16 protein-coding genes are annotated in these 18826 nt (G+C 68.0%); 5 read left to right on the forward strand and 11 right to left on the reverse strand.

What is annotated here, in order from left to right; genetic code table 11:
- Window positions 1-68: 68 nt before the first annotated feature.
- The 6 genes from atpA to EP7_RS14905 all read right to left on the reverse strand — a co-directional run bounded on the left by atpA (window position 69) and on the right by EP7_RS14905 (window position 4877).
- Entirely contained in the window at window positions 69-1775 is a 1707-nt protein-coding gene (gene atpA, locus EP7_RS14880; protein WP_463522017.1) for a F0F1 ATP synthase subunit alpha, read from the reverse strand.
- Window positions 1732-2367: an ATP synthase F1 subunit delta gene (gene atpH, locus EP7_RS14885; protein WP_463522019.1), complete on the reverse strand. Its 636-nt coding sequence runs from the start codon at window positions 2365-2367 to the stop codon at window positions 1732-1734. The genes atpA and atpH overlap by 44 nt, the downstream gene beginning before the upstream one ends.
- On the reverse strand, window positions 2364-3077 hold the full coding sequence (gene atpF / locus EP7_RS14890) for a F0F1 ATP synthase subunit B (protein ID WP_463522021.1): 714 nt from the start codon (window positions 3075-3077) through the stop codon (window positions 2364-2366). Before atpF ends, atpH begins: the two co-directional genes overlap by 4 nt.
- A 166-nt stretch (window positions 3078-3243) precedes the next feature.
- On the reverse strand, window positions 3244-3561 hold the full coding sequence (gene atpE / locus EP7_RS14895; protein WP_463522023.1) for an ATP synthase F0 subunit C: 318 nt from the start codon (window positions 3559-3561) through the stop codon (window positions 3244-3246).
- A gap of 169 nt (window positions 3562-3730) precedes the next feature.
- Window positions 3731-4537: a F0F1 ATP synthase subunit A gene (gene atpB, locus EP7_RS14900; protein WP_463522025.1), complete on the reverse strand. Its 807-nt coding sequence runs from the start codon at window positions 4535-4537 to the stop codon at window positions 3731-3733.
- 97 nt (window positions 4538-4634) lie between these two features.
- Window positions 4635-4877 (reverse strand): AtpZ/AtpI family protein, encoded by a 243-nt coding sequence (locus tag EP7_RS14905; protein WP_463522027.1) that lies wholly within the window; start codon window positions 4875-4877, stop codon window positions 4635-4637.
- 706 nt (window positions 4878-5583) lie between these two features.
- On the opposite strand from EP7_RS14905, the gene EP7_RS14910 reads away from it, so the two are divergent.
- The 5 genes from EP7_RS14910 to EP7_RS14930 all read left to right on the forward strand — a co-directional run bounded on the left by EP7_RS14910 (window position 5584) and on the right by EP7_RS14930 (window position 11648).
- Window positions 5584-6657 (forward strand): DUF4912 domain-containing protein, encoded by a 1074-nt coding sequence (locus EP7_RS14910; RefSeq protein WP_463522029.1) that lies wholly within the window; start codon window positions 5584-5586, stop codon window positions 6655-6657.
- Window positions 6658-6875: 218 nt separating this feature from the next.
- Window positions 6876-7652, forward strand: a complete 777-nt coding sequence (locus EP7_RS14915) for a UvrB/UvrC motif-containing protein (RefSeq protein WP_463522031.1) — start codon at window positions 6876-6878, stop codon at window positions 7650-7652.
- 211 nt (window positions 7653-7863) lie between these two features.
- Entirely contained in the window at window positions 7864-9213 is a 1350-nt protein-coding gene (locus EP7_RS14920) for a hypothetical protein (protein WP_463522033.1), read from the forward strand.
- A gap of 125 nt (window positions 9214-9338) precedes the next feature.
- Window positions 9339-10448: a TlpA disulfide reductase family protein gene (locus EP7_RS14925; protein WP_463522035.1), complete on the forward strand. Its 1110-nt coding sequence runs from the start codon at window positions 9339-9341 to the stop codon at window positions 10446-10448.
- 135 nt (window positions 10449-10583) lie between these two features.
- Complete coding sequence (locus EP7_RS14930) at window positions 10584-11648, forward strand: carbon-nitrogen hydrolase family protein (RefSeq protein ID WP_463522037.1); 1065 nt, start codon at window positions 10584-10586, stop codon at window positions 11646-11648.
- 211 nt (window positions 11649-11859) lie between these two features.
- On the opposite strand, the gene EP7_RS14935 is transcribed toward EP7_RS14930, so the two are convergent.
- From EP7_RS14935 to EP7_RS14955, 5 genes are all read right to left on the reverse strand, one after another.
- Window positions 11860-12945 carry a GDSL-type esterase/lipase family protein gene (locus tag EP7_RS14935; RefSeq protein WP_463522039.1) on the reverse strand — a complete coding sequence of 362 codons (1086 nt, stop codon included), beginning with the start codon at window positions 12943-12945 and terminating at the stop codon, window positions 11860-11862.
- Between the two features lie 74 nt (window positions 12946-13019).
- The gene (locus EP7_RS14940; RefSeq protein WP_463522041.1) at window positions 13020-13373 is read right to left on the reverse strand and encodes a hypothetical protein; all 354 of its coding nucleotides are present in this window, start codon (window positions 13371-13373) and stop codon (window positions 13020-13022) included.
- Between the two features lie 72 nt (window positions 13374-13445).
- On the reverse strand, window positions 13446-14489 hold the full coding sequence (locus EP7_RS14945; RefSeq protein WP_463522043.1) for a twin-arginine translocation signal domain-containing protein: 1044 nt from the start codon (window positions 14487-14489) through the stop codon (window positions 13446-13448).
- A gap of 119 nt (window positions 14490-14608) precedes the next feature.
- Window positions 14609-16099 (reverse strand): DUF1501 domain-containing protein, encoded by a 1491-nt coding sequence (locus EP7_RS14950; RefSeq protein WP_463522045.1) that lies wholly within the window; start codon window positions 16097-16099, stop codon window positions 14609-14611.
- A gap of 46 nt (window positions 16100-16145) precedes the next feature.
- Window positions 16146-18767, reverse strand: coding sequence for a PSD1 and planctomycete cytochrome C domain-containing protein (locus tag EP7_RS14955; protein ID WP_463522047.1), 2622 nt, complete (start codon window positions 18765-18767; stop codon window positions 16146-16148).
- Window positions 18768-18826: the final 59 nt, after the last annotated feature.

An 18826-nucleotide genomic window follows, 5' to 3' on the forward strand; every position in this document is an offset into this window, starting at 1 on the left:
GCGGCCCTCTTCCCGCCGCGCGGGCGCGGCGGGAAGAGGGCTCGGGGGGCCGCGTCTCGTCTCTTGGGTCAGACCGCCGCGACGGCGGCGGTCTTCACCAGGACGGCAGTGGGGCGGAAGGCTGCCTTGAACTCGTTCAGGGCGGCCTTCAGCTCCGAGATGATCTGGTCGTTGAACTTCTTCTCCTTGAGCAGTTGCTCGCGGAGCGCGGGCTTGGCGTCGCGGACGAAATGGAGGAACTCCCGTTCGAACCGCTGGACGTCCTTGATCGGGACTTCGTCGAGGAAGCCCTCCGAGCCGGCGTAGATGCTCATCGCCTGGTCGACGGCGTTGAGCGGCTGGTACTGCGGCTGCTTCAGCAGCTCGACCATGCGGTAGCCGCGGTCGAGCTGGAGCTGCGTGGCCTTGTCCAGCTCGGTACCGAGCTGCGCGAAGGCTTCCAGCTCGCGGAATGCGGCCAGGTCGAGGCGGAGGCCGCCGGCGACCTTGCGCATCGCGCCGATCTGGGCCTTGCCGCCCACGCGTGAGACGCTGATGCCGACGTCGATGGCCGGGCGGACGCCGGCGAAGAAGAGGTCGGGCTGGAGGTAGATCTGGCCGTCGGTGATCGAGATGACGTTGGTGGGGATGTAGGCCGAGACCTCACCCTCAAGCGTCTCGATGATCGGCAGCGCGGTGAGCGAGCCGCCTGAATTGGTCGTCTTGACGACCTTGTGGCCCTGCGAGAAGTGCTCCTTCAGCGCATGGGCCGCCTCTTCGGCGCCAGGCACGCCGATGTAGACCTTGCCGTCGACACCCGCCGAATCTTCGATCAGGGCCTTGGGGTCGTGCGACTCGGGCACGATGACGTACTTGTTGGCCAGCTTGGCCGAACGCTCGAGCAGGCGGCTGTGGGCGTAGAAGACGTCGCCGGGGTAGGCTTCGCGGCCCGGCGGGCGGCGGAGCAGCAGCGACAGCTCGCGGTAGGCGACGGCCTGCTTGGAGAGGTCGTCGTACACAACGAGGGTGGCGCCCCCCTTCTCGTACATGAAGTACTCGGCCATGGCGCAGCCGGCGTAGGGGGCCAGGTACTGCAACGGGGCCGGGTCGCTGGCGCCTGAGGCGACGACGATGGTGTAGTCCATCGCGCCGTTCTGGCGAAGGACTTCCACGAGCGCGGCGGTCGTCGATTCCTTCTGGGCGACGGCGACGTACACGCAGATGACGCCGGTCCCCTTCTGGTTGAGGATGGCGTCGATGGCGATTGCGGTCTTGCCGGTCTTGCGGTCGCCGATGATGAGCTGACGCTGGCCGCGGCCGATGGGCGTCATCGCATCGACGGCCTTCAGGCCGGTCTGCATCGGCTCGTCGACGGGCTGCCGGGCGGCAATGCCCGGGGCGATCGACTCGACCAGGCGGCTGTGCTCGGTGACGATCGGACCCTTGTTGTCGATCGGCGCGCCGAGCGGGTTGACCACCCGGCCGACCATCGCCTCGCCGACCGGGACGCGCAGCAGCTCGCCGGTGGCGGTGACCGTCTCGCCCTCGCGGATGCCCGTGAAGTCGCCCAGGATGATGACGCCGACGCTCGACTCTTCGAGGTTCAGTGCCACGCCCTTGACGCCGTTGGCGAAGGAGACCATCTCGCCGGTCATGACGCCCGAGAGCCCGTGGATGCGGGCGATGCCGTCGCCGACCTCGAGGACCCGGCCGACTTCGGACCGCGCGACGCCGGCCTCGAACTGCTCGATCTCACGCTGAATGACTGAAGTGATCTCGTCGGCTCGAAATTTCATGCGTCTTCCCTTCGATCAGGCCCTGCCTGAGTTTCTCAAGTCGACTTTTGACCGAGGCGTCGTAGACGTCGTCGCCGACCTGGATCACCAGGCCGCCGATCAGCGAGGGGTCGACGGCCAGGCTCAGCACGGGTGTGGCGCCCAGCATCGCGGCCAGCCGGTCATACAAGGCCGACTGCTGCGACTCGTCCAGCGCGACGGCCGAGCGGATCGAGACCGGGCGGCGATTGAGCCGGCCGTCGAGGATCGCCCTGGCCTTGCGCGAGACGGGGCCGAGCAGGTCCAGCCGGCCGTGCTGGTTGAGCACCCGGAGGAACCTGGTCAGTGTGTCCGAGGCGCGACCGCCGAACGTCTCCGACAGGATCCGGTCCTTGTCGCTCGTCGACAGGGCCGGTGAGCTGAGCATGGAGGCGAACCGGCGGTTGGCCACGAAGATGTCGGCCACCAGCTCGTCGAGCTCGTCGAGCAGCGCCGAGGCGTCATCCCCGTTCTGCGCGACGTTGACCAGGGCCTCGGCGTAGTTGCGTGTCAGCTCGGGCGCCGCATCGTCGAGGATGGTGCGGTGGTAGACCTCGGGGGCGGTCTCGGTCATGAGTGGCCCCCATGGCCGTTGGCTGCGGGCAGCTCATTCGTGGCCATCTCGACGAGCCGGCGATGGTCGTCGTCGCCGATCGACCGGGAGAGGACCTTGCCGGCGACCGAGACGGCCAGGTCGGCGGTCTTGGTCCAGATCTGGTCGAGGGCCTCGTCGCGGGCCGTGCTGATGTCGCGCTGGGCACGGACCTTGGACGCCTCGGCCTCGGCCTGGGCCTTCTGGACGATGTCGTTGGCGACGACCTCGGCCTCCTGGCGGGCCTTGACGAGGATGGCCTGGTGCTGCTGGGCAACCTGGTCCATGAGCCGCTTGTGCTCGAGGAGCAGCTGCTCGCTGGCGTTGCGGGCCTTTTCGGTGTCCAGCAGGACGTGTTCGAGGTGCTCCTCGCGCTGGTGCATGGCGGTCATCAGCGGCTTCCAGGCGAACTTGCCGAGGACGGCGAGCAGGCCGAGGAAGACGACGGCGGTCCAGACGGCCAGCGGGAGCTGCACGGCGAGGATATTGGGCGACTTGGCCTCGGCGGCGGCGGCGTGTTCGGCGACGGCGGTGTGGGCCGTGGCCTCGGCGTGGGCGACCTCGTCGGAGGCGTGCTTGGCGATCGCGGCCGGCGAGTGCCCGTCGGCGGCCTGCGCCCGGGCCGGTCGGGCCGGCGCCAGGGCCACGCCGAGCAGCATCAGCGCGAGCGCCAGGTTCGAGAGCCGGGACATGGGAGGAGACCTCGTGAGGCGAGACCGGTCGGGCTTGGGTTCGACGCGACGGGCGGACACGGGATTGCACCCCGGGCCGCCCCGGCACGCCGCGACGCGGAGTGACGAGGGCCTGGGCGGGCGGGCCGGTTCGAGACGAGGGCGGCCCGCCCTTGGTGGCCCGGGATCAACCGGCCAGGATGAAGCCGATGATGATCAGGGCGAAGAACGTGACGCCTTCGATCAGCGCGGCCGAGATGATCATGGCCGTCTGGATGTTGGAGGCGGTCTCGGGCTGGCGGGCCATGCTCTCGACGGCCGCCTTGGTCAGGCCGCCGATGCCGGCCGCGGCGCCGATGATGACCAGGCCGACGGCCAGGGCGCGGAGGTCGGAGAACGGATACGCGACCACGGCGGCGGTGCCGGCGGTGGCCTGGGCCATGACCTGGGCCTGCATCAAGGCGAGGGAGACGATGGCGAGGGCGGCGGTCTTCACGAGTTTCATCGCGGACGAAGCTCCACAGGTCAGGGTGCTGCCGGGTGCGGCGGGCCGATCGATGGTCCGCCGGGGTGGGGTGAGGGAGCGTCCCTCGCCCGGTTTCAGGGGCCGAGGCGGGCATGGGGCTGTTGCGTCGGACCGATCCCGACGGCCTTCGCCCACCCGCCGGGATCGATCAGTGCGGGTGCACCGCCGAGCCGATGAACAACGCCGACAGGAAGGTGAAGATGTAGGCCTGGAGGAACGCGACGAAGAGTTCGAGCAGGCTCAGGGCCACCGAGCCGACGATGCTCGCCGGCATCACCACCGCGAACAGATTGCTGTGCTCCACCACCAGGATGAAGCCCAGGATGACCGCCAGCACGATGTGCCCGGCCATCATGTTGGCGAAGAGCCTGACGGCCAGCACGATGTGCCGGATGAACAGGCCCGCCACCTCGATCAGGAACATCAGGCCCCAGAGCGGCGGCTTGAGCAGGGCCGGGACGTCCAGGTGCGGCACGATGCCGACCCAGAAGCCGACGGGCCCCATCGCCCGGCTGCCCGCCAGGATCACGGTGCCCAGCGTCATGACGGCCAGCACGGCCGTGACGTTGATATTGCCCGTGGCCGACGCCCCGCCGGGGACCATGCCCAGCAGGTTGCAAGTCAGGACGAAGAAGAAGAGCGTCCAGAGATACGGGACGTACTTGTCGGCGTCGTGGCCGCCGATGGCCGGCCTGGCCACCTGGTCCCGCACGAACAGGAGCAGCGTCTCGAAGAGATTCTTGATCGGCCCCCGGGTCACCGGCGACCGCGCGATATGACGCGCCAGCGGGATGACGATGAGGGCGATGAGCACCGCCGCCAGCAGTTCCATCACCATGAACCGGGTGATCTGCAGGCCGAGGACATTCGGGAGTTGGATGTCCCAGAACGGCAGCTCGATCGAGTTATGGTCGATGACGTGGTCGAGCGGGTTGTGGCTGTGACCTTCGGCCATGAGAGGGGGCGTCCCGGTTGGATCCATGGTCGGCGGAGAGTTCGACGCCCTGCGTCGAGCGTCGGCTTCGGAGGTTGTGTCTGGTGCCCGTCGAAGGTCAGGCCGGCCGGTCGTCGGCTCCGGGCCCGATCCCAGTCTTGGCGATCTTGAGCAGATGGGCCATGCCGACGGCAAAGCCGAGGGCGAAACCGACGAGCACGCCCCAGGGCTTAATGCCCAGCCACCGGTCCAGAGCGACGCCGGCCAGGGCCGGGAGACTGAACTCCAGCCCGATCGTGGTCACCCGGGAGGCCCAGTCCATGCCGACAGACAAGGACGAGCGGCGGATCGGTTCCGGCATGTCAATCATCCTTCCCCCTCAGCCCCGGACGGACGCCCCGCGGCCAGCCTGCGGCCCGAGGGGCCGCGGCGAGTCGGAGGGGTCGGCACTCTGCGTGATCCGCGGGGGGAGAGTCTGCCTCGATGAAAGAGGTTTTACCCGTCGCGTCCAGGGGCTGTCAACACCCTGGAAGATTCTTCGAGAAATTTTTCACAATGTCGAGGTCGTGGCGATAAGCCTTGGGGATTCCGCCGGTTTGGTCGAGGTCGAATCGGGCATGCGGGGGGTGTCTGAGCGTTGCAACGGGGCGGATCTGTCCGAAGTCGGACACCCTCAGGTGTTTCGTGCTTGACAATTCATCCGAAGTTTGATATCTCCAAGCAGGCTGGTAGTACGGCGTTAGCTTGACGATTCGTGACCCAAGGCCGACATGGGGTCGAGATGATTCCACCCGCTTGTTGGATCACCACGGTTTGCCCCGACTGAGGCGGCGTCCTCCGCGACATGCGGTGGGGACGGCCGCCTTTTTTGTTGGCTTCGATCTTCGATCGCCGGGGGTATTTGCGTGCGAATCGTCGGCGACCGGCCTCTCCTCAAGGAGTGGTCGGCCGCGCAGTCCGGGAGGCAGGGAGTTTTCCGGATCGGCCCACTCATGGAGGAATCCCCGAGTCCTCGGATCGCCCGCGGCTGAACGCGCGAGCCGCCGGCGGTGACGGAGTGGTCCCGCATGACCGTCGAATCTTTGAAGGACAGTAACAAGAAGGTCCTGGCCCGGATGGCCAAGGACCAGGGGATCGTCGGATGGCACGCGATGCGTAAGGATCAATTGATCCGTGCGCTCAGCCTGCCGCCGTCGGCGTCGCGCATCGAAGGAAGTAAACCGGCCGATCGCGAGAAGCCGAAGCCCAAGGCGGCTTCGTCCACGCGCCGACCCGCTGCGTCGCAGGCGACCTCGCTGGCGACCCGGCCCCTGGCGGTCTTCCCCCCCAGGGCGCTGGACCATGCCGCCGTGAAGGATCGGATCGTGGCGATGGTCCGCGACCCGTACTGGCTCCACGTCCACTGGGAGCTGAGCCGGTCAACCCTGGCTCGGGCGCAGGCCGCCCTGGGGCAGGATTGGCATGGCGCCCGGCCAATCCTGCGCGTCTTCGACGTGACCAGCGAGGACACCACCAGCGCCAGCGAGCGGCACCTCCGGGACATCGAGATCCACGGCGGGGTCAACAACTGGTACATCGACGTGACGACGCCGCCCCGGTCCTTCCGGATCGACATCGGCTACCTGTCGAGGCGCGGCAAGTTCTTCGTCCTGGCCCGGTCCAACGTGGTGAGCACCCCCAAGGCGGGCGTGACCGACCACCTGGATGAGAACTGGGCGAGCGTCCAGGAGCAGTTCCAGAAGATCTACAACCAGTCGGGCGGGCCCAACGGCTCGGGGGTCTCCAACGACCTTCGCGAGCTGTTCGAGGAACGCCTGCGACGTCCCATGTACAACCCGTCTGTGCAGGGCCTGGGCACGGCCGGCCTGCTGCTCTCCCGTGGCTTCCACTTTGAACTGGATGCCGAGCTGATCGTCTACGGCTCGACGGAGCCGACGGCCCGCGTCACCTTGCAGGGCGAGCACGTCCCTGTGCGTCCCGACGGCACGTTCACCGTCCGTTTCAGCATGCCCGACGCACGCCAGATTATCCCTGCCGTGGCGACGAGCGTGGACGGGGTCGAGGAGCGGACGATCGTCCTGGCCGTCGAGCGTAACACGAAGGAACTCGAGCCGATGATCCACGACGGCAATGAGGCCTGAGAGGGACTCTCGCCGCGGCCTGTCCGCTTGCCCACATCCGATGACCTTCCGCGACGCCGCGCGGCCCGCCCTTGGAGGACGGGCCGCGCGGCGCCGTGCGTTGTCGGTTGTCCCGCCGTCGATTCCCGCCTACACTTCCAGGGTGAATGCGGCGGCCCACGCCGGCCCGCCCGATCGAGGCGACCGGCCGGCCTCGCTCGCACTTCGGAGGGATCGCCTTGAGCAAAGACATCAGCACGATCCTATCCGCCTGGGAATTCGACCCCGACGAGATGCCGGTGCGGATCGTGGCCGGCGACGACGGCCGGGATAAGATCCAGACGCGGGTGGATCTGGGGCTGCTCCAGATGGAACTCGACGGTCGCCCCGACGGTGGCCGGCCCGAGGGCAAGGAGTCGCTGCTCGACGCCCTGGAGGCACGGGTTGCCGAGGCCACCAGCAGCGGCTCGGTCACCGACTTCGAGCTTGATGCTCCCGAGTGCGCCGCCTTGATGCGCGAGGGGGTCCAGTACTACCAGCGTTATCTGGCCGCGTTCCACCTGGAGCGGTACGACCTGGTGGCCCGCGACACGGCGCGCAACCTGAGGCTCTTCGAGTTCGTCAGGCGCCACGCCACCCGGCCTTTCGACAAGCTCCAGTTCGACCAGTATCGGCCTTACGTCACGATGATGCACGCGCGAGCCAAGGCCCTGCAGGCGTTGGCCTTGAACGACCACGCCGAGGCGATCGGTGCCGTCGACGCGGGCATCGCGGCCATCCGCGTGTTCCTGGAAGAGTACGACCAGGCGACCCGCGAGGCCGACTGCATGGAGTTGGGGTTCCTGCTCCGCTGGCGCCGCGAGCTTGAGCGTGACCGCCCGGTCGGCCCCCTCCAGCGTCTAGAGCAGCAGCTGGCAGTGGCCGTCGAGCTGGAAGACTTCGAAGAGGCCGCCTTGGTCCGCGACCAGCTCAGGCGTCTACGAGGCGAAGGCGTGGCCCCCGGCCAGCCTGCCTGATCGCTCGCGAGCCATGAGACCGGCCGCCGTCTCGCCCCCGACCTCCCGGTCGGGGCTGGGATGGTGGCTGCGCGCCGAGTAGACTCGAAACCAAGCCGATCCTCTCCCCTTCGGCCCTCCTCCCCCGAGGACTCGACGACGGGCCTCCCGCCGTTCGTGTCCCTCCCCGCTTCGCCTGCCCGCCTTCCACCACCCCGAGGTCCACCCTCCCATGAGTAGTCATGCGCAACGCACACGCCGGCGTTTCCTGGGCGAACTCGGCCTCGGCCTTGGCGCCGGCCTGACGCTGCCCGGCCTGGCGACGCCCCTGAAGGCCGCGGCCCCCGGCTCGCGCCTGAAGGTTGCGGCGGTGATCACCGAGCTCACCTATCGCAGCCATGCCCACGTGATCCTGGAAAACTTCCTGGAGCCTTATCTCTTCAACGGCAAGAAGACCGAGTCGGGCATGGACGTGGTGGCGTTGTACGTCGACCAGTTCCCCGCCAAGGAGATGTCGCGCGAGGTCTCTCGCGAGTACAAAATCCCGATCTATCCGACCATCGCTGAGGCCCTGAAGTGCGGTGGCAAGTCGCTGGCCGTCGACGCAGTGCTCTCCATCGGCGAGCACGGCACGTATCCGGTCAACGCCAAGGGGCAGATGGAATATCCCCGCAAGCGGTTCTTCGACGCCATCGCCGCCGTCATCGAGGAGTCGGGCAGGCCGGTCCCCGTCTTCAATGACAAGCACCTGTCGTATCGGTATGACTGGGCGAAGGAGATGTACGACACCGCCGTGCGGCTGAAGATCCCCTTCATGGCGGGAAGTTCGGTGCCGCTGGCCGAGAGGCGGCCGCCGCTGTCCCTTCCCGCGGGGGCGAAATGGCTGGGCGCCGTCTCGGTGCACGGCGGCGGCGTGGAGTCGTACGGCTTCCACGGGCTCGAAGTCCTGCAATCGATGACCGAGTCTCGCAAGGGGGGGGAGACCGGCGTCTCCGAGGTCGCGCTCCTTACCGACGACGCACTCTGGAAGGCGGCCGACGACGGCCTTTGGTCGACCGAGCTGGCCGACGCCGCGATGGTCGCCGAGCTGGGCCCGGGCACGCCCACCATCCGCGAGCTGGTCAAGACGAAGGACTTCGCCTCGCACAAGTCCCAAGGACTGCTCGTCACCTATCGGGACGGCCTGCGCGGGATCGTCCTGCGGCTGGGCTCCAGCGCGACCCGCTGGAATTTCGCCTGCCAACTGGAAGGCGAGACGGCGCCGCGGGCGACCCAGTTCAACGTCGGCCCCTGGCAGAACCGGAACCTCTTCCGGGCGCTGTCGCACGCGATTCAGGCCCACTTCCGCGATGGCAATGCGCCCTACCCGGTCGAGCGCACGCTGCTGACGACCGGCCTGCTCGACGCCGCGATGGACTCGATGATCGCCGGCGGCAAGCCGATCGCCACGCCCCAGCTCGATGTCGGCTACAAGGCGATCAACTTCGACGCCTACCGCGAGATGGGCGAGACCTGGAAGATCATCAACGATCAGACCCCCGAGCCCAAGGGATTCGACACCAGCTCGCGCTCCCGCTCCTAGTCTCTGCACCCGTTGCGGCCCGGATGGCGCGGGATTACCGTGGAATCGCCGTGACATCTGTCGTGCGTGCCGCCCATCGAATCGTTCGGTGGGGCACGCCGGCCTCGGGCATGTGAGACCCTCCCATGCGTCAACACCTCGTCCGTCTCGCCGCGCTCATCGCGTGGGCCGCCCCGGTTGTCGCCTCGGCCGGCGAGATCCTCAACGTCGGCGACCCGGCGCCCCCGTTGACCGTCTCGAAGTGGGTCAAGGGTGAGAAGTTCGACACGTTCGAGCCCGGCAAGACGTACGTCGTCGAGTTCTGGGCGACCTGGTGCGGTCCCTGCCGGGCGAGCATCCCGCACGTCACCGAGCTGGCCCACAAGTACAAGGAGAAGGGCGTCCGATTCGTGGGCGTCGACGTCTGGGAGAATGACACCGACCTGGTCGAGCCCTTCCTCAAGGAGATGGGCGACAAGATGGACTACGGCGTCGCGCTCGACGCCGTGGCTGAGAAGAGCGAGCCCAACGAAGGGGGGATGGCCAAAGGGTGGCTGAAGGCAGCCGAGGAGAACGGGATTCCCACCTCGTTCATCATCAATGACGGCAAGATCGCCTGGATCGGCCACCCGATGGAGATGGACAAGCCCCTGGAGAAGATCGTCGCAGGCGACTGGGATGCCGCCCGCGTGGGCAAGGAACGCCTGGCCGAGAAGACCAAGGAACGCAAGTTGAGTGGCGTCCGCCGCAAGGTCTTCACCGCCTACCAGCAGAAGGACTACAAGGGAACGCTCGCGGCGATCGAGGAAGGGACCAGCGGCGACGCCGAGCTGGCCAAGGAGTTCGGCTGGGTGAAGTTCGCCGCCCTGGGCCAGAGCGGCGAGATCGAGCCGGCCCTGACCCTGGGCAACGAGTTGTTCGAGACTTACAAGGATAATGCCCCCTACCTGAACAACCTCGCCTGGGTCCTGGTCGACCCCAAGCGGACGGGCGATCTCGATCCCAAGCTGGCCGAGCTGGCGCTGAAGATCGCCCGGCGTTCGACCGAGGTCTCCAAGGACGACCCGGCTAACCTCGATACTCTGGCCGCCGCCCAGTTCCGCAACGGCGACGCCGAGGGGGCCCTGGCCACCGAGGAGAAGGCGCTGAAGCTCGCCCAGGAGTCGATCAAGGACAAGGATAACCCGGTCCTGAAGCAGTTCGCCGAGACCCTGGAGACGTACCGCAAGGCCGCGTCCAAGAAGGGCGAGAAGTGATCGCACCCGGCGGGTCTACCCCCTCGCCGATCGGTTGACCCGTGGTTCCCCGGGGCGGTTTTCCCAGGCCGTCCCGGGGAATGCGTTTTTTGCGTGCTTGACCCTGGCTTTCGGACGATTCGCGGAGAGGAACCCATGAATCCTGCCTTGATGATGATCGTCGCATGGGCCACGCTCGTCGGCGCGGTCGGGGCCGCTGAGCCTGCTCGCCGGGTGTCGAAGGCCGAGGGGCTGCCGCGCAAGGTCATCGTCGGCACGGCGATCTTCCGATCGAGCGGGCCCGCCGGCGACGCCGGGCAAGAAAAACGGATGGCCGCGCTGGTGGATCTGGTCGACACAATGGCCCGGAAGGCGGAGCAGTCCTATCCTGGGCGCGGGCTCGACCTGGTCATCCTTCCCGAGACCGCGGCGACGGCGAGCGGAGGCCCCGCCTCGACGCGGTCGATCCGGCTGGTAGGGCCCGTGCGCGAGGCCTTCGGGGCTCTGGCACGCAAGTATTCGACCTATCTGGTTGCCACGATGGATCTGGTCGAGGATACGCCGGCGGGAACCACCTATTCGAATTCGGCCGTGCTGTTCGACCGCAAGGGCGAGGTCGCGGGCATCTATCGCAAGGTGCACCCGGTCGCCTGGGTCGGGGTCGACAATCTGGAAGGGGGGATCACGCCGGGCCGCGAGTTCCCGGTGTTCGAGTGCGACTTCGGCAAGCTCGGCATCCAGATCTGCTGGGACATGGTTTACGAGGATGGCTGGAAGGCCCTGGCCGAGAAGGGGGCCGAGATCGTCGTCTGGCCGACCGCCTCGCCCTCCACCAAGCAGCCCGCGTCGAGGGCGGGGACCCATCGGTATTACATCGTCTCGAGCACCTACCGCGAGGACGCGACCGTCTTCGAGCCGACCGGGATGGTCGCCGCGCAGATCGAGTCGCCCGAGACCGTTCTCGTCAAAGAACTGGATCTGAGCCACGCCTTGCTCGGCTGGTCGGCCGGATTGAACGACGGCAAGGCCCTGACCGAGAAGTATGGCGACCGGGTCGGCTACCACTACGACCGCCGCGAGGACATCGGCCTGTTCTGGTCGAACGACCCACAAACCTCGATCGGCACCATGATCAAGAGCCTGGGTCTGGAAGAGATCGACGCCCAGATCGCGAGGAACGGCCGGTTGCAAGACGCGGCGCGGGGCGGCCCTCCGCGTTGAGCGTCAGCCCGCTCTCCGGAGCAAGGAGACGATCCTAACCGGGACGGCGAACGGGAAGAATCGATGGCCAGGAGTGTCGCGACGTCGACCGATCGTGCACCCTGTCGGGGCAGCTTCGCGATCAGGATCAGGGCGATCGCGAAGGCCCCGAGGAAGGCGACGAGGCGCCCGCATCCACCGGGCAGGGTGGATCGGAGTATCATGATTTCACTCAGCGTCGTCGGATTTCGAATCGCCAGCGAGTCTTGCCGATCTCTTCGAGCCGACGACCTTCCCAGAGATCCCTGGCGAGTGCGGTCCACGGGGCTTCCTGGCCGTCGTCGAGCAGGAGGGTGTTCAGGTTCAGGCCGTCGGACAGGGTCTCGGCAGGGACGACGCCGATCTGCCGTCCTTCGCAGCGGATCTCGTAGTTGCCGGGAGACAACCCTTCGACTTGAAGGAGGTAGCGTGAGTGGGCTTCGAGCGGCGCCGAGTGGCGAGGGGGGAGCGGCCCGGGGGGGAGGAGGGGCAGGACCTCGTCGATACGCGTGAATGCGAGGACACCGTCTTTCGACTCGGCCGCCTCGATGGCGCAATGCACGGTGGCAACGACCCTGCCATCGGCCGAGATGGCGGCTTCACTGCGGGCCAGGGGGAGGTTCAGGCGGTCGAAGAACAGGAAGCCCCAGGCGACGTAGGCGGGGTCGGTCAGGTGGATCTTGTCCTTGAGGATCGAGTAGGACGGGTTGATCTTCTGGTTGGCCAGTTGCAGGGTTTCGAGCGGGTGGTGGATGTCGACGACCGGCCAGCCGCGGAGGCGGCCCTGCTCGAGCATCGTCTCGGCATAGAGGGTCCGCTTCTTCGCCGCGGAGACGCCCGACTTGCGCGTGTCGGCGGCCTGCGGGGTGACCAGGATCACGCGGGCGCCCGCCGCCCTGGCCTTATCGATGCACTTGCCCATCGTTTCCAGATAGTTGGCCAGACCCGCGCGGCCGGCCCCGGCGTCATTGCCTCCGTAGTTGAAGACGACGAGCGTGGGGGGGAAGGCGTTCAGCCAGGCGTCGAGGTTGGCCAGCCCGGTGGCGAAGGTCCCCCCGCCGGTGCTGAACTTCTTGAATTCCAGCTTCAGCGAAGGGTGCCGCGTGCGCAGGAGGAACTCGACGGTCCGGGGCCAGACGCCGATGTTGGTCGAGGAACTGCCGATCCAGGCCACGCGATCGCCCGCCTTGACGGCGGCGGGCGGCGTAGGCGCGTCCTGAGCGACGGATGTGGCGGGCCGGGCGAGCAGCAGGGCGAGCAGGCCGGTAAGCTGCAACACGATGCGAAACTTGATGATCACTGGGCGGATCCTGTCGCTCGGAGAACGCGATGGTTATGCAACGGGGATACGGTTCAGAACCAGAAGAGGCCGTTGGCGAGCATTGAATTGAGACATGAGAGTAACCCGGCCACGACGAGGGTGCCGATCGCCAGGCGGCGTCCTTTCGACAGAAGCAGGGCGACGAGTCCCAGGATGGAAACCGTGGCCAGCCCCATCGCCGAAAATCCGACCCAATCCGGCTGTCGGTGCACCGCCGGGATGACGCCAACCAGCAGGCCCGGCAGAATCGGCCACATCTTGATCCAGTGGAGGCGGTAGGCGTCCAGCGGGTGCGACGTGAAGGCCAGCCAGGCGTAGGGGGCGTAGAGGCAGAGCAGGGCGGTAAAGATGCGCGGGGCGAGGCGATCGAATGCCCCGGGATTCATGGTGTCGAGCATCCTCCGAGTCGGCCGGCCCCGCACTTAGTGGGAGGCCGGCCGACTGGATGGTTGTCCGGGTCAGCTCACCTTGCGGAGCTTGCTGACGCGGCCGGTGGTGACCCATTCGGTGACGAAGATGTTGCCGTCGCGGTCGAAACAGGCGTCGTGCGGGTGGACGAACTTGCCCGGCATCCAGGTCGAGGCGTCGCCGCGGATCTTGAACTTCTTGACCTCGGCGAGCCAGGCGGGGTCGTCGCCCAGGTGGACGATGACCTTGTTGTCCTTGTCGAAGAGGGAGACGCGTGCGTGAAGGTCGGGGACGAGGAGCACATCCCCTCGGATGTCGAGGTGGGCGGGGAAGAGGACCTCGCTCACGACAGAGAGGGGCTTGCCGTCGAGCGTGAAATACTGGAGGCGGGCGTTGGCCCGGTCGGCCACGACCAGCGAGGGCTCGCGACCTGGACGGTCGTCGAGCCAGAGGCCGTGCGGGGTCTTGAACTGGCCCGGCGCGTCGCCGGTGCCACCCCAGGTGCGGACCCACTTCGCGGCCTTGTCGTACTGATGGATATAGTTCGATCCGTAGCCGTCGGCCACGTAGAAACCGCCGTCGGGGGCGAAGGCGACGTTGGTGGGGCGGAAGCCATCTTCGCTCTTGTAGACGCCCGACTCCTCCGGGAAGCCCTTGGTCCAGACGACCGCGCCCTTGAGGTCGGTTTTCAGGACCTTGCGGTGGGCGACGTCGCAGAGATAGAGATACTGCGTCCCCCCCTCGTCGCGGAGGTCAATGCCGTGGCCGCCCGGGTAAATTCCCTTGCCGAATGAGCGGACGTACTTGCCGTCGGGGTCGAAGACGACGATCGTGTCGACGGGCGTCTGGGCGTTACCCTGGTGCTTGATGTAGACGAATCCGTCTTTGTCGACGGTGACTCCGTGGGTGGTCTCCCACTTGATCGAGTCGGGCAGGGTGCCCCAGCCGTGGTGGCATTCGTACTGATGCTCACCCTTGCCGATCACCGGGGTCTGGGTCCCGGCCTTGTCGGCGGCGTGGATGAACGGGCCGGTGGCGAGCGAGGAGGCCGCCGCGGCGACGCCGGCTTGCTTGAGGAAGTCGCGGCGCTGCATGGCAGGCTCCGTGTCGACGGGCGTTAGTCGAGTGATGGATTGGGCGCGAGGGGCGCGGGCCGGGCACGGCGCGGCGCACGCGGGGAAATGTAACGTGCACCGGGGCGCCGGGCCAGGGTTCAGGCGATGATCTGGCGGATGGGCCGGCCGTAGTCGATCTCCAGCCGCTTCTGGCCGGGGATCTCCAGATTGCGGGGGTCGAGGCCGAGTTGGTGCAGGACGGTGGCGTGGATGTCGGTGACGTAGTGGCGATCTTCGACCGCGTGGTAGCCCAGCTCATCGGTGGCGCCGTGGACGACTCCCCCTTTGATGCCGCCGCCGGCCATCCAGGCGCTGAAGCCGAACGGGTGGTGGTCGCGGCCGTCGGCCCCCTCGCTGCCCGGGGTCCGGCCGAATTCGGTGGCCCAGACGACCATGGTGTCGTCGAGCATGCCCCGCCGCTTCAGGTCCTTGAGCAGGCCAGCGATGGGCCGGTCGACCTGGCCGCAGAGGGCCGAGTGCCCCGCTTTCAGGCCCGAGTGGCTGTCCCAGGCCCCTGCGCCGCCGTTGCCGCCGTGGAAGATCTGGACGAACCGAACGCCACGCTCGACGAGCCTGCGGGCGGCCAGGCACTGCTGGCCGAAGGTCTTGGTGGTGGCGTTGTCCAGGCCGTAAAGGGCCTGCGTCTGCGGGCTCTCCTCGGAGAAGCGGACCACGTCGGGCACGGCCATCTGCATCCGGAAGGCGAGCTCATAGGACTTGATCCGGGCGCGGAGCGCCGGGTCGTCCGGGTAGCGCACTGCGGACATCCGGTTGAGCTTGCCCAGCAGCTCGAACTCGTCGCGCTGCTCCTCGATGTAGACGTCCTTGCCGGGGGAGGCGAAGGGGAGTGGCGCGGCGGGGTCGATCTCGAGACGGATGCCGTCGTACTCGGGGCCGAGGTAGTTGGCCCCGTGGCCGTTGGCGCCCCCGCAGCAATCGGCGATGGGGTCGCCCAGGACGACGAATTGGGGGAGGTCGTCGTTGAGCGAACCCAGCCCGTAGCGCACCCAGGACCCGATCGAAGGGAAGGGGCCTTCCAGGACGTGGCGGCCGGTGTGGAACTGGAGCTGCGCGCCGTGGTCGTTGTCGGTGGTCCAGAGCGAGCGGACGACGGCCATGTCGTCCACGCACGAGCCGACCTCGGGGAACCAGTCGCTGACCTCGATGCCCGACTGGCCGCGCGGCTTGTAGCCGACCTGGAGCGGGTAGAGGGTATGCCGCGTCTGGTGGCTGCCGTCCCCCTCGACGAACGAGCGCAGGTTCTTCAGGTGGGGGCTGGAGAGGACGTCCTTGTTCGGCGTCTCCAGGATCGTCTTGCCGGCATACTTGGTGAGCGCCGGCTTGGGGTCGAAGCTCTCCATGTGGCTGGTGCCGCCGATCATGAACAGCCAGATGACGTTCTTCGCCTTGGGGGCGAACTGGGGCAACCCCGAGGGGGGAGCCCAGGCCTCGACGTCCGAGTGGTCGGCCGCGCGAGCGACCCCGTCGCGGAAGAGCATCGCGCCCAACACCGCGCCAGTGAAGCCCATGCCCATGTCGGCCAGGAACGCGCGGCGATTGGGCTGGGCTGAGTGCAGGGGCGGTGTCATCGGCGGGGCTCCGGTCCGGGTTGTGCGTGGGGCATGCATCCCGGCGTCAGCGGACGGTGACGAAGTCGTTGTGATTGAGCAGGACGAGGACGAGGTCTTGCCTGGCCCGCAGGTGGGGCTCGGCGGCGGCGGGCACGTCGCTCGGGGTGCCTTGCGGGAAGAGGGTCAGGCCGGATTGGTTCGCAAGCCGGGCCGTCTGATCGGCGAGGTAGGCGACGCAGGCCGTGCGCTCGGCTTCCTCGGGCGGACGGCCCAGTAAACGGAGGAACGCGGCGTCGACGAACGCGGCGTGGTGGTCGGGCGTGGGCTCGTCGCCAACTTCGCGGCTGATCGTCAGGCCGAGCCGACGCGCCGAGGCCAGGCCGAGCGGGCTGTTGGCCAGGGCGAGCGCCTGGTGGGGCATGACGGTCTCGTCGCGGCGGTAGCAGGCGGCGACGTTGGCCGAGTCGAAGATCTTGAGGAAGACCATCTGCTTCTCGGCGGCGTGGCGGTAATAGATACTCCGCCTGCGGGTCACCAGGCCGGTGGCCTGGTCGAGGTCGGGGCCGCCCATGGTGGTGTCGAGGGTGCCGGCGACGTGCAGGAGGTTATCCCGGACGATCTCGGCCTCCATCCGCCTCGGGTTCATCCGCCAGAAGGCGAGGTTACCGGAGTCGATTGCGAGGTTGGGGTCATCGTGGGGGGCCCACGAACGCATCCGGTAGGCCCGGCTCGTGACGATCAGGCGATGGAGCCGCTTGAGGCTCCAGCCGTGATCGGTTAGGTCGACGGCCAGCCAGTCGAGCAGGGCCTGGTCGCGCGGGGGCTTGCCGTTGACGCCCAGGTCGGCCACGGAGTCGACGAGCGGGGCCCCGAAGTGGTGGAGCCAGACGTGGTTGACCGCGACCCGGGCCGCCAGCGGGTTGGCCTTGGCGGTGATCCAGTTGGCCAGGGCCAGACGGCGGCCGGTGCTCGTCGTCGGGTAGGTCGGGCTCAGCGGGGTGTGGCCGGCCGAGGTCTTGGCGGCAGCAAGTCGCGCCTTGTCGCGGCCCGCGATCGCGGCGGCCAGCCTGGTCCGGGCCGCGGCCCGGTCGGGATCGGCCTTGGCCGAGGCCAACGCGTGCTCGGCGAGGTCGAGGGCGTCGTCGGCCTTCAGCCCCACGACCCGGCGCTCGGCCTGGCCCGCCAGGACCGAGGCGAAGAAGGCGGCCTTGGGGTCGGCGGACGCGTTGAGCTGGGCATCATCGGCGGCGATCCGGCGGCGAAGGGCCTCGCGGTCGCCCATGGCGATGGCCAGAGCACGCCAGGCGGCGGGCCTGCTGGCATCGGCGACCGTTTCGTAGGCTCGCTCGGCCGCCAGGACGGCCGCTTCGGCCCGGGCCAGTTCCTCAACTCGGACGAACGGCCGGAGGCCCGGTGCGGCGGCGGTCACCGGCAGGGTGATCGCCGAGATCGGCAGGTCGCCGGCAAGCACCGAGGGCGCTGCGGCGTTGATCGCCCGGCCGGTGTCTGGCTTCTTCTCATCGCCCTTGCGGAAGAGATACGTCGGCTTCTCGGCCCCGGCGTCATAGACCCGCGTCAGGCCGTCGAGGTCGGTGTTGGGTTGGCCCGGGATCCGGTCGGTGCGGACGTCGTGGGCCTCGAAGACGGCGCGGGCCTTGTAATAGTCGGCCTGCGAGAGCGGGTCATACTTATGATCGTGGCAACGGGCGCAGGCCAGTGTCAGGCCGAGGAAGGCCTTGAAGGTGTGGTCGACGGTGTTCTGCAACCAGCTATTGCGGTTGAACTTATACCAGCTGCGGGCGAGATAGCCGGTCGCACGTAGGGTGTCGGGGTCGTCGGGGGCCACCTCGTCGCCGGCGAGCATCTCGACGACCATCCGGTCGTAACCCTTGTCGCGGTTCAGGGATTCGACGATCCAGTCGCGCCAGCGCCAGATGTGGGGGCGGCTCTCCCGGATCTCGGCGCCGAAGCCGGCCCAGTCGCTGTACCGCCAGGTGTCCATCCAGTGCCTGGCCCAGCGTTCCCCATGACGAGGGCTGGCCATCAAGGCTTCGACGGCCCGCTCGTAGGCGTCGGGCCGGGTGTCGGCCAGGAAGGCGGAGAGCTCAGCCGGGGTCGGGACCAGGCCGGTGAGGTCGACCGAGACTCGCCTGAGCAACTCGGAGGGGGTGGCCTCGGGGGCGGGCGTCAGCCCTTTTCGTTCGTGGCCGGAGGCGAGGAAGGCGTCGACGGGGTTCTCGGACCAGCCCGGGCGGGCGACCTTGGGGATGGGGGCCTGCACAGGAGGCTGGAACGACCAGTGGCGGCGCGGGTCGGCCATCGGCGGCTCGTCGCTCGGAGACTGACCGCCGCTGGCGATCCAGCCGGAGATCCGGTCGATCTCGACCTGTGTCAGGGCCTCGCCTTCACCCTCGGGGGGCATGCGCCGGTCGGTCGGGGCCTTGATCAGCTCGACGACGAGGCTCGATTCGGCGTCGCCGGGCTCGATGGCCGGCCCGCCATCTCCCCCTTTGAGGATCGCCTTGCCGGTGTCAAGCCGCAGGCCGCCCTTGGTCCGCAAGGCGCCATGGCAGGCGATGCAACGCTTGGTCAAGATCGGCTTGACGTCGCGGAGGTAGTCGACGGGAGAGGGAGCAGGGCCTGCGGTGAGGGCCGCGAATGCGAGGATCGAACTGATGCAGATCATCACTCACCCCGGGGGTTGGGGGGCGGGGCGTCGGGCGGGTCGAACAAGGGGCGTTCGCA

Source organism: Isosphaeraceae bacterium EP7 (assembly GCA_038400315.1).
Lineage (GTDB): Bacteria > Planctomycetota > Planctomycetia > Isosphaerales > Isosphaeraceae > EP7.

Coding starts and splice junctions, on each gene's coding strand:
- atpA (WP_463522017.1), bottom strand. CDS start 1,775: ATGAAATTTCGAGCCGACGAGATCACTTCAGTCATTCAGCGTGAGATC.
- atpH (WP_463522019.1), bottom strand. CDS start 2,367: ATGACCGAGACCGCCCCCGAGGTCTACCACCGCACCATCCTCGACGAT.
- atpF (WP_463522021.1), bottom strand. CDS start 3,077: ATGTCCCGGCTCTCGAACCTGGCGCTCGCGCTGATGCTGCTCGGCGTG.
- atpE (WP_463522023.1), bottom strand. CDS start 3,561: ATGAAACTCGTGAAGACCGCCGCCCTCGCCATCGTCTCCCTCGCCTTG.
- atpB (WP_463522025.1), bottom strand. CDS start 4,537: ATGGCCGAAGGTCACAGCCACAACCCGCTCGACCACGTCATCGACCAT.
- EP7_RS14905 (WP_463522027.1), bottom strand. CDS start 4,877: ATGCCGGAACCGATCCGCCGCTCGTCCTTGTCTGTCGGCATGGACTGG.
- EP7_RS14910 (WP_463522029.1), top strand. CDS start 5,584: ATGACCGTCGAATCTTTGAAGGACAGTAACAAGAAGGTCCTGGCCCGG.
- EP7_RS14920 (WP_463522033.1), top strand. CDS start 7,864: ATGAGTAGTCATGCGCAACGCACACGCCGGCGTTTCCTGGGCGAACTC.
- EP7_RS14925 (WP_463522035.1), top strand. CDS start 9,339: ATGCGTCAACACCTCGTCCGTCTCGCCGCGCTCATCGCGTGGGCCGCC.
- EP7_RS14930 (WP_463522037.1), top strand. CDS start 10,584: ATGAATCCTGCCTTGATGATGATCGTCGCATGGGCCACGCTCGTCGGC.
- EP7_RS14940 (WP_463522041.1), bottom strand. CDS start 13,373: ATGAATCCCGGGGCATTCGATCGCCTCGCCCCGCGCATCTTTACCGCC.
- EP7_RS14945 (WP_463522043.1), bottom strand. CDS start 14,489: ATGCAGCGCCGCGACTTCCTCAAGCAAGCCGGCGTCGCCGCGGCGGCC.
- EP7_RS14950 (WP_463522045.1), bottom strand. CDS start 16,099: ATGACACCGCCCCTGCACTCAGCCCAGCCCAATCGCCGCGCGTTCCTG.
- EP7_RS14955 (WP_463522047.1), bottom strand. CDS start 18,767: ATGATCTGCATCAGTTCGATCCTCGCATTCGCGGCCCTCACCGCAGGC.